We start from the raw sequence: 14,227 nt of genomic DNA on the forward strand, positions 1-14,227 counted from the left end.
GTGATAAGCGCACACAAATGGACATCCAAGGAGACTGTGCTGTGAGCGGGATCAAGACGACCGGCGAGAAGAAGCTGATGCTCTTCTCCGGCCGCGCCCACCCCGAGCTTGCCGAGGAGGTCGCGCACCAGCTGAGTGTCGACCTGGTCCCGACCAAGGCATTCGACTTCGCCAACGGTGAGATCTACGTCCGCTTCCAGGAGTCGGCGCGCGGTGCCGACTGCTTCCTGATGCAGAGCCACACGGCTCCCATCAACAAGTGGATCATGGAGCAGCTCATCATGATCGATGCTCTGAAGCGGGCCTCCGCCCGGAGCATCACCGTGATCATCCCGTCCTACGGCTACGCCCGTCAGGACAAGAAGCACCGCGGTCGCGAGCCGATCTCGGCCCGTCTGATCGCGGATCTGCTGAAGACCGCGGGTGCCGACCGCATCCTCACGGTCGATCTGCACACCGACCAGATCCAGGGCTTCTTCGACGGCCCGGTGGACCACCTCTCCGCGCTGCCGGTGCTCGCCGACTACGTGGGTGCGAAGGTCGACCGTTCCAAGCTCACCGTCGTCTCGCCGGACGCCGGCCGGGTGCGCGTCGCCGACCGCTGGTGCGACCGTCTGGACGCGCCGCTGGCGATCGTGCACAAGCGTCGTGACAAGGACGTCGCCAACCAGGTCACCGTGCACGAGGTCGTCGGTGATGTGAAGGGCCGCATCTGCGTCCTGGTCGACGACATGATCGACACCGGTGGCACGATCTGCGCCGCGGCGGACGCCCTGTTCGCCAACGGCGCGGAGGACGTCATCGTGACGGCCACGCACGGCATCCTGTCCGGTCCCGCCGCGGACCGTCTGAAGAACTCCAAGGTGAGCGAGTTCGTCTTCACGAACACGCTGCCCGACCCGGGCGACCTGGAGCTCGACAAGATCACGGTGCTGTCGATGGCGCCGACGATCGCCCGCGCGGTGCGCGAGGTCTTCGAGGACGGTTCGGTCACGAGCCTCTTCGACGAGCAGGCGTAACCCGCTCCATAGATCGATTTCAGTGCGGCCTTCCCGCCGGGTAGACTCATCGAGTTGCTCGGCGAGGGAGGCCGCACTGCTGTGTGCAGTGTGCGGCGGTCCGTTATCGACGCGCTCTTCGTAGCAAGGTCTGTCGTGGGCCGGGTAACGGCCGTCAGATCCCCATTGCTTACGAGGAGTGCCCCGTGTCCGAGGTCAAGATCCCCGCACAGGTCCGCCGCGAGTTCGGCAAGGGCTTCGCCCGCCGCGCCCGTGCCGCCGCCCAGGTTCCCGCCGTCGTCTACGGCCACGGTGGCGAGCCGGTCCACGTCACCCTCCCGGGCCACGAGCTCATGATGGCGCTCAAGACCCCGAACGTCCTGCTCTCCCTGGACATCGAGGGCCGCACCGAGCTGGTCATCCCCAAGGCCGTCCAGCGTGACGCGCTCAAGGGCTTCCTGGTCCACGTCGACCTGCTCGTCGTCTCCAAGGGCGAGAAGGTCACCGTCGAGGTTCCGGTCCACACCGAGGGCGAGCTGGCCCCGGGCGGCAACCTGCTCGAGCACATCCTGAACACCCTCACGGTCGAGGCCGAGGCCACCCACCTCCCCGAGTCCGTCACCGCCAACATCGCGGGCCTCGAGGCCGGTGCCTCCGTCCTCGCCAAGGACGTCATCCTGCCGGCCGGCACCACCCTCGCCATCGACGCCGACGCCGTCGTCCTGCAGGTCCTGGCCGCGCAGACCGAGGCCCCGGCCGAGGCCGCGAGCACCGAGGCCTGATCCTCGCCTGCTTCGGATTTTCTTTGCCGCCGCCGCCCCGCTCCGCCCGGAGCGGGGCGGCGGTTGGCTATAAGGAGGTATGCAGATGACGGACGACAGCAGTCCCTGGCTCATCGTGGGCCTGGGCAACCCCGGCCCGGAGTACGCGGCGAACCGGCACAACGTGGGCTTCATGGTCGCGGACCTGCTCGCGGAGCGCATGCGGGCCAAGTTCAAGGCGCACAAGTCGCGGGCGCAGGTCGTCGAGGGGCGGCTCGGTGCGCCGGGTCCGTCCAGCCGGCGGGTGGTCATCGCCAAGCCGATGTCGTTCATGAATCTGTCGGGCGGGCCGACGGCCGCGCTGCGGGACTTCTACAAGGTGCCGGTGGAGCGGATCGTCGCCGTCCATGACGAGCTGGACATCGACTACGGGCAGCTGCGGCTGAAGCTGGGCGGTGGCGACAACGGCCACAACGGTCTGAAGTCGATCACCAAGGCGCTGGGGCCGGACTACTGCCGGGTGCGGTTCGGGATCGGCCGGCCGCCGGGCCGTATGCAGGTCGCCGACTTCGTGCTCAAGGACTTCTCGTCCACCGAGCGCAAGGAGCTGGACTTCGAGGTCGACCGGGCGGCGGACGCGGTGGAGACGCTGATCGTGGACGGCCTGGAGCGGGCTCAGGGTACGTACAACTCGTAGCGGTGACCCTTTGTTCTCGAACGCCGGGCGGGCTGGTATTCCAGCCCGCCCGGCGTTCGAGGTCACCCGGGCGTCAGCCCGTGTTGCGCAGGCCCGCGGCCACCCCGTTCACGGTGAGCAGCAGCGCCCGCGACAGCAGCGGATCCGTCGGCTCACCGCGCTCCGCGGCGAGCCGCTGCCGGTGGAGCAGTGTCACCTGGAGGTAGGAGATCGGGTCCAGGTAGGCGTCGCGGATGTGGAAGGTCTGCCGCAGTACCGGGCTGGCGTCGAGGAGTCCGGCTTCGCCGGTGATGCGCAGGACTTCCTGCACGGTCAGTTCGTGCTCCGCGCGGATCGTGTCGAAGACGTGCTTGAGCTCGTCGGGGACGAGGGTGTCGACGTAGTGCTGGGCGATGCGCAGGTCGGTCTTGGCGAGGGTCATCTCGACGTTGGAGAGGAAGTTCTGGAAGAAGTGCCAGTGTTCGTGCATTTCGTCCAGGACAGTGTCGAGTCCCGCTTCGCGGGCGGCCTTGAGGCCTGAGCCGACGCCGAACCAGCCGGGGACGATCTGGCGGGACTGGGTCCAGCCGAAGACCCAGGGGATGGCGCGCAGTCCGTCGAGTCCGGCGCCGGTGTCGGGGCGGCGGGAGGGGCGGGAGCCGAGGTGGAGTTCGGCGAGCTGGTCGACGGGGGTGGAGGCGAAGAAGTAGGCGGGGAGGTCGGGGTCCTCGACGAGCCGGCGGTAGGCGCTGTGGGCTGCGTCGGAGACGGTGTCCATGGCGGCGTCCCAGCGGGCGAGGGCCTCGTCGGACTGCCGGGGGGCGGTGTGGAGGGCGGAGGCCTGGAGGGTGGCGGCGACCGTCAGTTCCAGGTTCTCCCGGGCGAGGGCGGGGATGAGGTACTTGTCGGAGATGACCTCGCCCTGTTCGGTGACCTTGATCTCGCCGTCGAGGGTGCCCCAGGGCTGGGCGAGGATCGCGTCGTGGGTGGGGCCGCCGCCGCGGCCGACGGTGCCGCCGCGGCCGTGGAAGAGGCGCAGCCGTACGCCGTAGCGGTGGGCGACGTCGCGCAGGCGGCGCTGGGCGCGGTGGATTTCCCACTGGCTGGTGGTGATGCCGCCGAACTTGGAGGAGTCGGAGTAGCCGAGCATGACCTCCTGGACGTCGCCGCGGAGGGCGACGAGGCGCCGGTAGGAGGGGTCGGCCAGCATCTCGTCGAGGATGCGGTCGGCTTCCTTGAGCTCGTCGGTGGTTTCCAGGAGCGGCACGATGCCGATCTTGGCCCAGCCGGCGTGGAGGTCGATGAGTCCGGCCTCGCGGGCGAGGACGGCGGCGGCGAAGACGTCGTCGGCGCCCTGGCACATGGAGATGATGTAGGACTCGACGACCTCGGGGCCGAAGCGGGCGAGGGCCTCGCGGATGGTGTGGAAGACGCCGAGGGTCTTCTCTCCGCCGGCGTCGAGGGGGGCGGGCTGGGGGGCCAGGGGGCGACGGGAGCGCAGCTCCTTGGCGAGGAGCTTGCGGCGGTAGTCGCGGGGCATGTCGGCGTAGCGCCAGGATTCCTCGCCGAGCCGGTCGAAGAGCTGACCGAGGGCGTGGTGGTGGGCGTCGGCGTGTTCGCGGACGTCCATGGTGGCGAGGTGGAGGCCGAAGGCGGCGAGGGTGCGGATGGCGCGCTCGAGGCGGCCGTCGGCGATGAGGCGGCCGCGGTGGGCTCGCAGGGAGTCCTGGATGAGCTGGAGGTCGGCGAGGAGATCGGCGGTGCCGAGGTAGTCGCGGCCGCTCTGGTGGGGGGTGTCGCGGGCGAGGCGCTCGCGGGTGTTGACGAGCTTCTGGCGGATGCAGGTGGCCTTGAGCCGGTAGGGCTCTTCGGCGTTGAGCCGCTTGTAGCGGGGGCTGATCTCGGGGAGGAGTTCGAGGTCGCGCTGGAGCGAGGCGAGCAGTTCCTCGGTGGCGCCGCTGTTGCGGATGGAGTTGGAGAGGGCGCCGCGGAGGACGTCGACGAGTTCGAGGGCGTCGGTGATGCCGTGTTCGTGCTGGAGGATCAGCACGTCCCAGGTGACCTGGGGGGTGACGTTGGGGTTGCCGTCGCGGTCGCCGCCGATCCAGGTGCCGAAGGTCAGCGGGCGGGTGGTGGCGGGCAGGGCGACGCCGACGCGGTCGAGTTCGGCGGCGAGGTCTTCGAGGACGTCGCCGACGGCCCGGGCGTGGAGCTCGTCGAGGTAGTAGATGGCGTTGCGGGCCTCGTCGGTGGGCTCGGGGCGGACGACGCGCAGTTCGTCGGTCTGCCAGAGCAGGTCGATGTTCTCGGCGAGGCGGAGGTCGGTGCGGCGCTTGTCGCCGGCGCCGGTGCCGAGGGTGTCGAGGAGTTCGGCGATGCGGCGGAGCTTGTTGAGGACGCTGCGCCGGGCGGCTTCGGTGGGGTGTGCGGTGAAGACGGGGCGTACGCCGAGGTGCTCGACGGTGTGCTGGAGGTGCTCGGCGTCGGCGTCCTTGAGCTGGTCGGCGGTGCGGGCGAGGATGGAGCCCTCGGCGTCGCGCTTGGCGCGCAGCTCGCGGCCGCGGTGCACCTGTTCGGTGACGTTGGCCAGGTGGAAGTAGGTGGAGAAGGCCCGGACGAGCTTGGCGGCGGTGTCCAGATCGGTCTCGCCGAGGAGCCGGGCCGCCGCGTCGCCGTCGCTGCGGGTGAGGGCGCGGACGCGTTCGACGAGGTCGAGGAGTTCTTCGCCCTCCTGGCGGACGAGGGTCTCGCCGAGGAGATCACCGAGGCGGCGGATGTCGGCGCGCAGGGCGGCGCTGCGCTGTGCTTCGCCGTCGCTCTCCCGGTTGTCGGCGGGGGCGAGGGGGGTGTGGTCGGCACTGCTCACAGGTGCGGCTCCTTGCAGATTTCTGAGCACGTCTGGAGGGGTTGCGGACCGCGCTGTCCGACGATCCCCAGCATAGGTCTCCGTTCGACGCGCGGTTGTCCCCAGCCCTCGTGTACGGGGCGCCGGTCCTGCCATACTTACGTAGCCGTAGGTTACGGAACCGTAGCCTTGCCCCGAGCCCCATGAGGGAACCCAATGACTGCAAGCCCCGACGTGATCGAAGACGCGCCGATGGCCCAGGAAACTTCGCTCCCCTCCGCCACGCTGGGTGGCGACAGCAAGCGTTCGGTCGAGCAGATCGCGCTGCTGCTGTTCATCACCGTCCCTTTTGTCGCACTGCTCGCCGCGGTGCCGCTGGCCTGGGGATGGGGGGTGAGCTGGCTTGATCTGGGGCTGATGGTGGCGATGTATTACATCGGCTGCCACGGCATCACGATCGGCTTCCATCGCTATTTCACGCACGGTGCGTTCAAGGCCAAGCGGCCGTTGCGGATCGCGTTGGCGATCATGGGGTCGCTGGCGGTCGAGGGGCCGTTGGTGCGCTGGGTCGCGGATCATCGCAAGCACCACCGGTTCTCGGACGCGGAGGGTGATCCGCATTCGCCGTGGCGGTTCGGCGAGAGTGTGCCGGCGCTGATGAAGGGCCTGTGGTGGGCGCACATCGGCTGGATGTTCGATGAGGAGCGGACGTCGCAGCAGAAGTACGCCCCGGATCTGATCAAGGATCCGGCGCTGCGGAAGGTGTCCCGGCAGTTCGTGCTGTGGACGGTGGTGTCGCTGCTGATCCCGCCGCTGGTGGGCGGGCTGGCGACGTGGTCGTGGCAGGGCGCGGTGACGGCGTTCTTCTGGGGTTCGCTGGTACGGGTGGCGTTGTTGCACCATGTGACCTGGTCGATCAACTCGATCTGTCATGCGGTGGGCAAGCGTCCGTTCAAGTCGCGTGACCGGTCGGGCAATGTGTGGTGGCTGGCGGTGCTCTCCTGCGGGGAGTCCTGGCACAACCTCCACCACGCCGACCCGACGTCGGCGCGGCACGGCGTGCTGAAGGGGCAGCTGGATTCCAGTGCCCGGATCATCCGCTGGTTCGAGAAGGCGGGCTGGGCGTACGACGTGCGGTGGCCCGATGCCGGCCGCATCGAATCCCGACGGAAGGAAGATGCCGCACAGGCGGCATGATTGACAGCGTGGCGATCGATAGCAACACCACCAGTAACAAGGACCGGACCCCGGCTTCGGGGAGCCGTCGCTCCCGCCGGGTGCGGATGACCGGCGCGGAGCGCCGTGAGCAGCTGCTGGACATCGGTCGCACACTCTTCGCCGAGAAGGGGTTCGAGGGCACGTCGGTGGAGGAGATCGCGGCGAAGGCCGGGGTCTCCAAACCGGTGGTGTACGAGCACTTCGGCGGCAAGGAGGGGCTGTACGCGGTGGTCGTGGACCGCGAGATGCGGCAGCTGCTGGATCTGGTGACGGGGGCGCTGACGGCGGGGCATCCGCGGGAGCTGCTGGAGCAGGCGGCGTTCGCCCTGCTGGATTACATCGAGACGTATACGGACGGCTTCCGCATCCTGGTGCGGGATTCGCCGGTGGCGCAGTCGACGGGCACGTTCGCGTCGCTGATCAGCGATATCGCGACCCAGGTCGAGGACATTCTGGGGCTGGAGTTCAAGGCCCGTGGCTTCGATCCGAAGCTGGCTCCGCTGTACGCGCAGGCGCTGGTCGGCATGGTGGCTCTGACGGGCCAGTGGTGGCTGGACGTCCGTAAGCCGAAGAAGGCCGAGGTGGCGGCCCATCTGGTGAATCTGGCCTGGCACGGGCTGGACGGACTGGAGCCGAAGCCCCGGCTGATCGGGCACCGCCGGTCCTGACGGCCCGCTCCCGGCGGCGCCGCTTCAGGCTCCGCCGGGTTCGAGGAATTCGAGCCGGTTGCCTTTCTGTCACTCCCCCTTCCGGGCCACCGCGAAGATCCGCCGGAAGGGGAAGACGGTGCCGTGCGGGCCCGTCGGATAGGCCTCGCGGAGCCTGCCGCGGTACATGGCCAGGAATTCCTCCGTGGCCGCCGGGTCGCCGTCCAGGGCGGTCAGGACGGGGCGCAGGGCGGTGCCCTTGACCCAGTCGAGGACGGGGTCCTCGCCGGTGAGCAGATGCAGATATGTGGTCTCCCAGACGTCCACCTCGTAGCCGGGCCCGCACAGTCGCTCCAGGTAGTCGGCGGGTTCGAGGACGGCGACGCGGCGGCGGCCGGCTTCCCCCAGGCGGGTGCTCCAGCGCTTGCTGGAGCACAGCTCGCGCAGGATGGCGTGGCTGGGGGCGTCCGCGTTGCCGGGGACCTGGAAGGCGAAGATGCCGCCGGGGGTCAGCGCGTCGGTCCAGGCGGGGAAGGACGCGGCGTGGCCGGGCACCCATTGGAAGGCCGCGTTGGAGACGATCAGGTCGTAGCGCTCGTCGGGCGCCCAGTGACCGAGGTCGGCGTGGCGGAAGTCGAGCAGGCCGCCACGCAGGGTGCGGCCCGCGTAGGCCCCGGCGTCGGCGAGCATGGGGGCGGAGTTGTCGAAGCCGGTGATGTGGGCGGTCGGCCAGCGGTCGGCGAGGATCGTGGTGACGTTGCCGGGACCGCAGCCGAGGTCGGCGATCCGCGGGGAGCCGGCCGGCGGCTCGGGGATCCGGGCCAGAAGGTCCTGGAACGGGCGGGTCCGGTGATCGGCGTGGCGGAGGTACTGCCGCGGGTCCCAGGTGGGTGCGCTGTGCATGGAAGGCCTCCCTGCGGGGTGGACATGCCGGGGCGACCGGGGCGGGGTGGCGCTTGCCGGTGACCTGACTTCCAGCATTCCCCCCGTGATCTCTTGACGTCAAGAGACTTCATGTCGACAGACCCTCTACACTGATCGTCATGGAGGACGAGGTCGATCGGCTGGTCGCAGCATGGCGCCGGGAGCGCCCGGACCTCGACGTGGAACCGCTCGAGGTGCTCAGCCGTGTCAGCAGGCTGGCCCGCCATCTCGACCGGGCCCGGCGGATCGCCTTCGCCGAGCACCAGCTCGAGCCATGGGAGTTCGACGTCCTCACCTCGCTGCGCCGCGCGGGCCCGCCGTATCAGCTCTCGCCCGGCCAGCTGCTGACCCAGACCCTGGTGACCTCGGGCACCATGACCAACCGCATCGACCGGCTCACCAAGAAGAGCCTGGTCGAGCGGCTCCCGGACCCCAGCGACCGGCGTGGTGTGCTGGTGCGGCTGACCGCCGAGGGCCGGGACCGCGCCGACCAGGCGCTCGCCGGTCTGCTCGCCCAGGAACGGGCGATCCTCGCCGAGCTGTCCCACGCCCAGCGTCTGGAACTGGCCGGTCTGCTACGCCAGTTGACCGCCCCGTTCGACAACATCCCCGGCTAGGTCCACCGGGCCCACCCCGGCCCGCCGGGCCAGCGCCACCGCGGCCAGCGTGGAGTGCACCCCGAGCTTTCCCAGCACGTTCTGCATATGGGTGCGGACCGTGTGCGGGGAGAGATAGAGCCGCTCGGCGACCGCCTTGCGGCCCAGCCCGGCCACCATGCAGCGCAGCACCTCGCGCTCGCGCGGGGTCAGCGACTCCACCAGCCGCTCGCTCTCCGTGCGGTGTTTGCGCGCGGCGGTCAGCTCCCGCAGCACGCCGGTCAGCAGGGCGGGCGGCAGATGGGTCTCATCCCGCAGCACCCCCCGTATGACGGACAGCAGCCGCGACAGCGAGCAGTCCTTGGCGACCCAGCCGCTGGCCCCGGCTTGCAGTGCGGCGGCTGCCCGCCGGGGGTCGTCGCGCTCGGCGAGCACCACCGTCCGTACCGCCGGCTGCCCTGACCGGACCCCCGCCACCAGGGAAATCCCGTCCACCACGCCCTCACCCGGCCCGCCGCCCTCCTGCCCCGGCCCCCGGAGCTGTCCCGGTACCTGCGCGACATCCGTCGCCGCCGCGCCCAGGTCGGCGTCGATCAGCAGCACATCGAAGCGCCGCCCCTCGCCCGCCGCGCGCTCCAGGGCGCGCAGCGCCGCCGGCCCGCTGCCGGCCGCCGAGACGTCCACGTCCTGCTCGGCCGCGAGGGCGGCGGCGAGCGACTCGGCGAAGATGCGGTGGTCGTCGACCACCAGAACCCGAATACGTGCCACAGCCACCCCCATATCCCGGGAGGCGGGCAGTGCGGGCACGGCGCCCGGAACGGGGTGGCCACACGCGCACGGCCGCCGCCGCGCCCCTGACATCTACCCCACCCCGGGCGTCGTACCTGCCTGTCTCGCCCCCTGATCAGCGTCGGCCCCCACCGAACGCTGTGCATCAGCGTACGGCGGGGGTACGACATCGGAAGCCGATTGACAAAACTGCTTGACCCGGCTGTTTATGGTGAGCTTTATGTTCAGTATTGGGGCGGTGAACGACGAGGAACGACGCGATGTGGTCCATGCGCGTCCGCCCCGGCCGACTCCCCAACTCTCCGCGAGGTCAAGGGCGATGCTCGGCGCGCCGAACGAGAGGGACTCCGGGGAGCGGCCCTGCGGACGGCCGACTACCGGTCATTGCTGACGAGTTGGCCGAAGTCGAGCTCGGACGTACCGGCATCCCTGGTCAAGTCGCCGCCTGCACACAGGGGTTGATGTCGGCGAGGGCGTTGACGTTTCACAGCTCCCTGCGGGCGCCACCCGCCGGACGCACCGGGAAGACGCGCGGCGGTCGGTGCCCGGCCGACGCGAAGGCGCCGGTGACGGCATCGGCGACAACATCGGCCCCCGCCGCCTCGGCCAGGACGACCGCCGAACCGCCGAAGCCGCCGCCGGTCATCCGCGCCCCGAGCGCCCCCGCACCGTTCGCGACCGCGACGGCCAGGTCCAGCTCTGCGCAGGAGACGGCTACGTCGTCGCGGAGCGAGGCGTGCCCGGCGGTGAGGACCGGGCCGATCGCCCGGAGGTCACCCGCCGCGAGCAGAGCCGCGACGCAGGCCACGCGCTCGTTCTCCGTGACCACGTGCCGCACGAGGGCGCGCACGACGGGATCGCCCGCCAGCTCCTCCAGGGCGCGAGGGAGTTGACCGTGGGCGATATCGCGCAGTGAGGGCACGCCGAGTGCCCGCGCGCCCTGCTCACAGCCCGCGCGCCGCCGCGCGTACGCCCCGTCGCCCAGGTCGTGCCGGACCCGGGTGTCCACGACCAGCAGCCGCAGCCCCTCGGAGTCGGGGGCGAAGGGCACATGGCGGCGGGAGAGGTCACGGGTGTCGAGGTGCAGCGCGTGACCCTCGGCGCAGCAGGCCGCCGCGGTCTGGTCCATGATTCCGCAGGGGACGCCGACGAAGGCGTTCTCGGCGTGCTGGGCCAGGCGTGCCAGACGGTCGGGCGGCAGGGACGGGCCGTGAAGTTCCGTCAGCGCGAGGGCCGTTGCGACCTCCAGGGCGGCGGAGGAGGACAGGCCCGAGCCGACGGGCACGTCGGACTCCATGTGCAGGTCCGCTCCCCCGGCGGTGTGCCCCGCCTCGCGCAGCGCCCAGGCGACTCCCGCCGGGTACGCGGCCCAGCCGCGCACCGCGCCCGGGGCGAGGTCCGCCGTCCGCAGCTCGACGACACCGCCCGGTGCGGCGGCGGAGTGCAGCCGCAGCCGGCCGTCCGCGCGGGGCGAGGCGGCGGCCCAGGTGCGGTGGGGCAGGGCGAGGGGCATGACCAGGCCGTCGTTGAAGTCGGTGTACTCGCCGATGAGGTTGACCCGGCCGGGCGCCGCCCATACCCCGGCGGGCGGTGTGCCGTAGACCTCGCGGAAGGCCGCGGCGGCCCGCTCGGCGCTCACGTGCCGTCCGCGCGCCGGGCGAACTCCCAGGCGTCCGTGACGATCCGGGCCAGGTCGGTGCGGGTGGGGCGCCAGCCGAGGCGGTCGCGGGCACGCTCGGCGGAGGCGACGAGCACGGCCGGGTCGCCCGCGCGGCGGGCGGCCACGACGTGCGGGACGGGGTGGCCGGTGACCTTGCGGACGGTGTCGATGACCTCGTGGACGGAGAAGCCGTTGCCGTTGCCGAGGTTGCAGACGAGGTGCTCGCCGGGGCGGGCGGCGTCCAGGGCGAGCAGATGGGCCTCGGCGAGGTCGGCGACGTGGAGGTAGTCGCGGACGCAGGTGCCGTCGGGGGTGGGGTAGTCGTCGCCGTAGACGGAGATCGTCTCGCGTTCGCCCCGGGCGACCTGGAGGACGAGCGGGATGAGGTGGGACTCGGGGGTGTGCCGCTCGCCGTGGCGCCCGTGGGCCCCGGCGACGTTGAAGTACCGCAGGGAGACGGCGGCCAGGCCGTGGGCGGCGCACTCGCCGCTGATCATGTGGTCGACGGCGAGTTTGGTGGCGCCGTAGGGGTTGGTGGGGGCGGTGGGGGCGTCTTCGGTGATGGGGACGGTGGCGGGCTCGCCGTAGGTGGCGGCCGTGGAGGAGAAGACGAGGGTGCGGACGCCGACGTCTCGCATGGCGGCGAGCAGCTCGACGGTGCCGCCGACGTTGTTGCGCCAGTAGGCGTCGGGGCGGGCGACGGACTCGCCGACCTGGGAGAAGGCGGCGAAGTGCAGGACGGCGTCGTAGGAGCCGTCGAGCCAGCGGGCGGCGTCCTGGACGCGGCCCTCGATGAAGCGCGCCCCGTCGGGCACGCCGTCGCGGTGGCCGGTGGAGAGGTCGTCGAGGACGGTCACGGCGTGCCCGGCGGCCAGCAGATGGGCCGCGACGACGCTCCCGATGTAGCCGGCGCCGCCCGTGACCAGATACTCGCTCATTCGCTCGCTACCTCTCGCAGTCGCTCGGCCGCGGACTCGGGCGGCACATCGTTGATGAACACGTTCATGCCGGATTCCGAACCGGCGAGGAATTTGAGCTTGCCGGGAGTGCGGCGGTTGGTGAAAAGCTCGAGGTGGAGCCCGAATTCACCCCTGTGGGTGTGGTGGACGGGGGCCTGGTGCCAGGCGGAGATGTACGGGGTGGGCGGCGCCCCGCGGCCGGGGGTCGCGGGGGTCTCCGGGCCTCCCCGTCCGTCGAAGATCCGGTCGAAGCGCCGCAGGAGTTCCAGGTAGATCCGGGGGAACTCCGCGCGGGCCGCGTCGTCGAGGTCGGGCAGGCCCAGGGCCCGGCGGTGGGGATAGAGGTGGACCTCGTACGGCCAGTGGGCGGCGTAGGGCACGAAGGCCGTCCAGTGCCGGCCGTCGAGGACGACGCGCCGCCCGTCGGCCCGCTCGGCGGCCAAAGTGTCCTCGAAGACGTTGCGCCCGGTGGTCTTCCGGTGGGCGGCGGCCATGGCGAGCATGCGCTCGGTGCGGGGGGCGACGAAGGGGTAGGCGTAGATCTGGCCGTGCGGGTGGCCGAGGGTGACGCCGATCTCCCGGCCCCGGTTCTCGAAGCAGAAGACCTGCTCGACGCCGGGGTGGGTGGCGAGTTCGGCGCTGCGGTCGGTCCAGGCGTCGAGGACGAGGGCGGCGCGCTCCTCGTCGAGGTCGGCGAAGGAGGCGTCGTGGTCATCGGTGAAGCAGACGACCTCGCAGCGGCCGGCGTCCCCGGCGAGGGCGGGGAAGCGGTTCTCGAAGACGGCGACGTCGTAGTCGGCGGCGGGGATCTCGGTGTGCCGCCCGTCGCGGGAGGGGCAGAGGGGGCACTGGCCGGGGGGCGGGTGGTACGTACGGGTCTGGCGGTGGGAGGCGATGGCGACGCTGTCGCCGAGCAGCGGGTCGCGGCGGATGTCGGTGGTGCCGCGGTCGGCGGCGTCGAGCGGCCGTGGGTCGACCGCGTCGCGTACGGCGTCGTCGCGGGAGTCGTAGTAGAGGAGCTCACGGCCGTCCGCGAGCCGGGTCGCCGTTTTCTTCATGAACAGCTCCCTGGGGGCCACGAAACCAACAGGACTGAACACAACGAATCACGGCCGAACGCCGAGGGTCAATGAGGGGTGCTGTGTCCTCAATCGCCGGACGGGCTGCTGTGCTCTGTCCTCAATCGCCGGACGGGCTGCTGTGCTGTGTCCTCAATCGCCGGACGGGCTGCTGTGCTCTGTCCTCAATCGCCGGACGGGCTTGAATAAGCGCGCCCGCCGCCGCAGGCGGCACAGGCGAGCCGCCGGCCAGGCTAACGCGCCGAGCTACCCGCGGCGCGGTCCAGGAGGCCCGTGCGGGCCGCGAGGGCCGCCGCCTCCAGACGGGAGCCGACGCCCAGCTTCATCAGGACGCGCTGCACATGCGTACGGGCGGTGCTGGGCGCTATCCCCATGCCCGCCGCGATCAGCCGGGTGTCCTCGCCCTCGGCGACCCGCACCAGCACCTCGACCTCGCGCGGGGTCAGCAGCTGGAGCAGCCGGGCGCCCTCGTCGTCAGGCTGGGCGGCGGGGTTGAGCAGTTCGGCGAAGGCGCCCTGGAGGAGCTGCGGGTCGACCGCGGCTTCCCCGGCGCGGGCCTTGATCATGGCGCGTTCGACGCCCTCGATGCGTTCGTTGTGCCGGACGTAGCCGGAGGCTCCGGCGGCGAAGGCGGCGGCGATGCCGAGCGGGCTGGGCACGGGGCCGAGGACGACGACAGCGACCTGGGGGCGGTCCCGCTTGATCCGCACGACCGGGTCGAAGGCGCCCGGTTCGGCGGGGGTGGCGGTGCCCATCAGGCACACCTCGGGGGCGCGGCTGACCACCAGGTCGGCCGCGCCCGCGCTCGGCGCGGCCGCGGCGAGCACCCGGTGCCCGCGCAACTTCAATGCCGAGGCGAGCGCCTCAGCCAGCAGACGGTGGTCGTCGACCACCATGAGCCGCACGCCCATGCGCGTCCCCCCTGTCGCCCGCGTACGTCTCCTGGGCTCCTTCTTGCCCCCGGAAGCTACACGCTTGTTCGACGTCGCGCGCCCTTTACCCGTGAGAAGTCCCCCGGAATGCCGAAATCCCTGCCAATCACGTGTACTTCGCGACTGAAACGGATCGTTCAGGC

13 protein-coding genes are annotated in these 14,227 nt (G+C 71.2%); 6 read left to right on the forward strand and 7 right to left on the reverse strand.

The genetic code is table 11. The annotated features are described in order from the left end of the window. The first annotated feature begins 41 nt into the window (after positions 1-41). The 3 genes from JO379_RS13900 to pth all read left to right on the forward strand — a co-directional run bounded on the left by JO379_RS13900 (position 42) and on the right by pth (position 2,456). On the forward strand, positions 42-1,019 hold the full coding sequence (locus JO379_RS13900; RefSeq protein WP_130879164.1) for a ribose-phosphate diphosphokinase: 978 nt from the start codon (positions 42-44) through the stop codon (positions 1,017-1,019). A 185-nt stretch (positions 1,020-1,204) separates the two neighbouring features. Then, positions 1,205-1,780, forward strand: coding sequence for a 50S ribosomal protein L25/general stress protein Ctc (locus JO379_RS13905; RefSeq protein ID WP_130879163.1), 576 nt, complete (start codon positions 1,205-1,207; stop codon positions 1,778-1,780). Between the two features lie 85 nt (positions 1,781-1,865). After that, entirely contained in the window at positions 1,866-2,456 is a 591-nt protein-coding gene (gene pth, locus JO379_RS13910; protein ID WP_130879162.1) for an aminoacyl-tRNA hydrolase, read from the forward strand. Positions 2,457-2,529: 73 nt separating this feature from the next. Here pth and ppc read toward each other — a convergent pair whose 3' ends face one another. Then, positions 2,530-5,301 (reverse strand): phosphoenolpyruvate carboxylase, encoded by a 2,772-nt coding sequence (gene ppc / locus JO379_RS13915; RefSeq protein ID WP_372449080.1) that lies wholly within the window; start codon positions 5,299-5,301, stop codon positions 2,530-2,532. A 195-nt stretch (positions 5,302-5,496) separates the two neighbouring features. Between ppc and JO379_RS13920 the strand changes: the two genes are divergently transcribed. Continuing rightward, entirely contained in the window at positions 5,497-6,477 is a 981-nt protein-coding gene (locus tag JO379_RS13920) for an acyl-CoA desaturase (protein ID WP_209515142.1), read from the forward strand. Then, complete coding sequence (locus tag JO379_RS13925) at positions 6,474-7,166, forward strand: TetR/AcrR family transcriptional regulator (RefSeq protein ID WP_130879161.1); 693 nt, start codon at positions 6,474-6,476, stop codon at positions 7,164-7,166. Before JO379_RS13920 ends, JO379_RS13925 begins: the two co-directional genes overlap by 4 nt. 69 nt (positions 7,167-7,235) lie before the next feature. Here JO379_RS13925 and JO379_RS13930 read toward each other — a convergent pair whose 3' ends face one another. Next, a complete protein-coding gene (locus JO379_RS13930; RefSeq protein ID WP_209515143.1) occupies positions 7,236-8,048 on the reverse strand; it encodes a trans-aconitate 2-methyltransferase in 813 nt (270 codons plus the stop codon). A 140-nt stretch (positions 8,049-8,188) separates the two neighbouring features. Here JO379_RS13930 and JO379_RS13935 point away from each other — a divergent pair, with 140 nt between their 5' ends. Beyond that, on the forward strand, positions 8,189-8,686 hold the full coding sequence (locus JO379_RS13935) for a MarR family winged helix-turn-helix transcriptional regulator (RefSeq protein ID WP_130879159.1): 498 nt from the start codon (positions 8,189-8,191) through the stop codon (positions 8,684-8,686). Here the strand turns inward: JO379_RS13935 and JO379_RS13940 are convergent. From JO379_RS13940 to JO379_RS13960, 5 genes are all read right to left on the reverse strand, one after another. Next, positions 8,645-9,433: a response regulator transcription factor gene (locus JO379_RS13940; RefSeq protein WP_130879158.1), complete on the reverse strand. Its 789-nt coding sequence runs from the start codon at positions 9,431-9,433 to the stop codon at positions 8,645-8,647. The genes JO379_RS13935 and JO379_RS13940 overlap by 42 nt on opposite strands. Positions 9,434-9,938: 505 nt before the next feature. After that, on the reverse strand, positions 9,939-11,093 hold the full coding sequence (gene galK / locus JO379_RS13945; RefSeq protein WP_307841990.1) for a galactokinase: 1,155 nt from the start codon (positions 11,091-11,093) through the stop codon (positions 9,939-9,941). Continuing rightward, complete coding sequence (galE, locus tag JO379_RS13950; RefSeq protein WP_130879157.1) at positions 11,090-12,052, reverse strand: UDP-glucose 4-epimerase GalE; 963 nt, start codon at positions 12,050-12,052, stop codon at positions 11,090-11,092. The genes galK and galE overlap by 4 nt, the downstream gene beginning before the upstream one ends. Further along, complete coding sequence (galT, locus tag JO379_RS13955; protein WP_209515144.1) at positions 12,049-13,131, reverse strand: galactose-1-phosphate uridylyltransferase; 1,083 nt, start codon at positions 13,129-13,131, stop codon at positions 12,049-12,051. The genes galE and galT overlap by 4 nt, the downstream gene beginning before the upstream one ends. A gap of 254 nt (positions 13,132-13,385) precedes the next feature. Continuing rightward, complete coding sequence (locus JO379_RS13960) at positions 13,386-14,063, reverse strand: response regulator transcription factor (protein WP_130879155.1); 678 nt, start codon at positions 14,061-14,063, stop codon at positions 13,386-13,388. Positions 14,064-14,227: the final 164 nt, after the last annotated feature.

The sequence above is a fragment of the Streptomyces syringium genome (assembly GCF_017876625.1).
In the GTDB taxonomy this organism is placed as follows: domain Bacteria; phylum Actinomycetota; class Actinomycetes; order Streptomycetales; family Streptomycetaceae; genus Streptomyces; species Streptomyces syringius.

Bases quoted from the DNA above. Each gene is read 5' to 3' on its own strand.
- JO379_RS13935 (WP_130879159.1), top strand. From the start codon at position 8,189: ATGGAGGACGAGGTCGATCGGCTGGTCGCAGCATGGCGCCGGGAGCGC.
- JO379_RS13925 (WP_130879161.1), top strand. From the start codon at position 6,474: ATGATTGACAGCGTGGCGATCGATAGCAACACCACCAGTAACAAGGAC.
- galT (WP_209515144.1), bottom strand. From the start codon at position 13,131: ATGAAGAAAACGGCGACCCGGCTCGCGGACGGCCGTGAGCTCCTCTAC.
- JO379_RS13930 (WP_209515143.1), bottom strand. From the start codon at position 8,048: ATGCACAGCGCACCCACCTGGGACCCGCGGCAGTACCTCCGCCACGCC.
- JO379_RS13920 (WP_209515142.1), top strand. From the start codon at position 5,497: ATGACTGCAAGCCCCGACGTGATCGAAGACGCGCCGATGGCCCAGGAA.
- JO379_RS13960 (WP_130879155.1), bottom strand. From the start codon at position 14,063: ATGGGCGTGCGGCTCATGGTGGTCGACGACCACCGTCTGCTGGCTGAG.
- galE (WP_130879157.1), bottom strand. From the start codon at position 12,052: ATGAGCGAGTATCTGGTCACGGGCGGCGCCGGCTACATCGGGAGCGTC.
- pth (WP_130879162.1), top strand. From the start codon at position 1,866: ATGACGGACGACAGCAGTCCCTGGCTCATCGTGGGCCTGGGCAACCCC.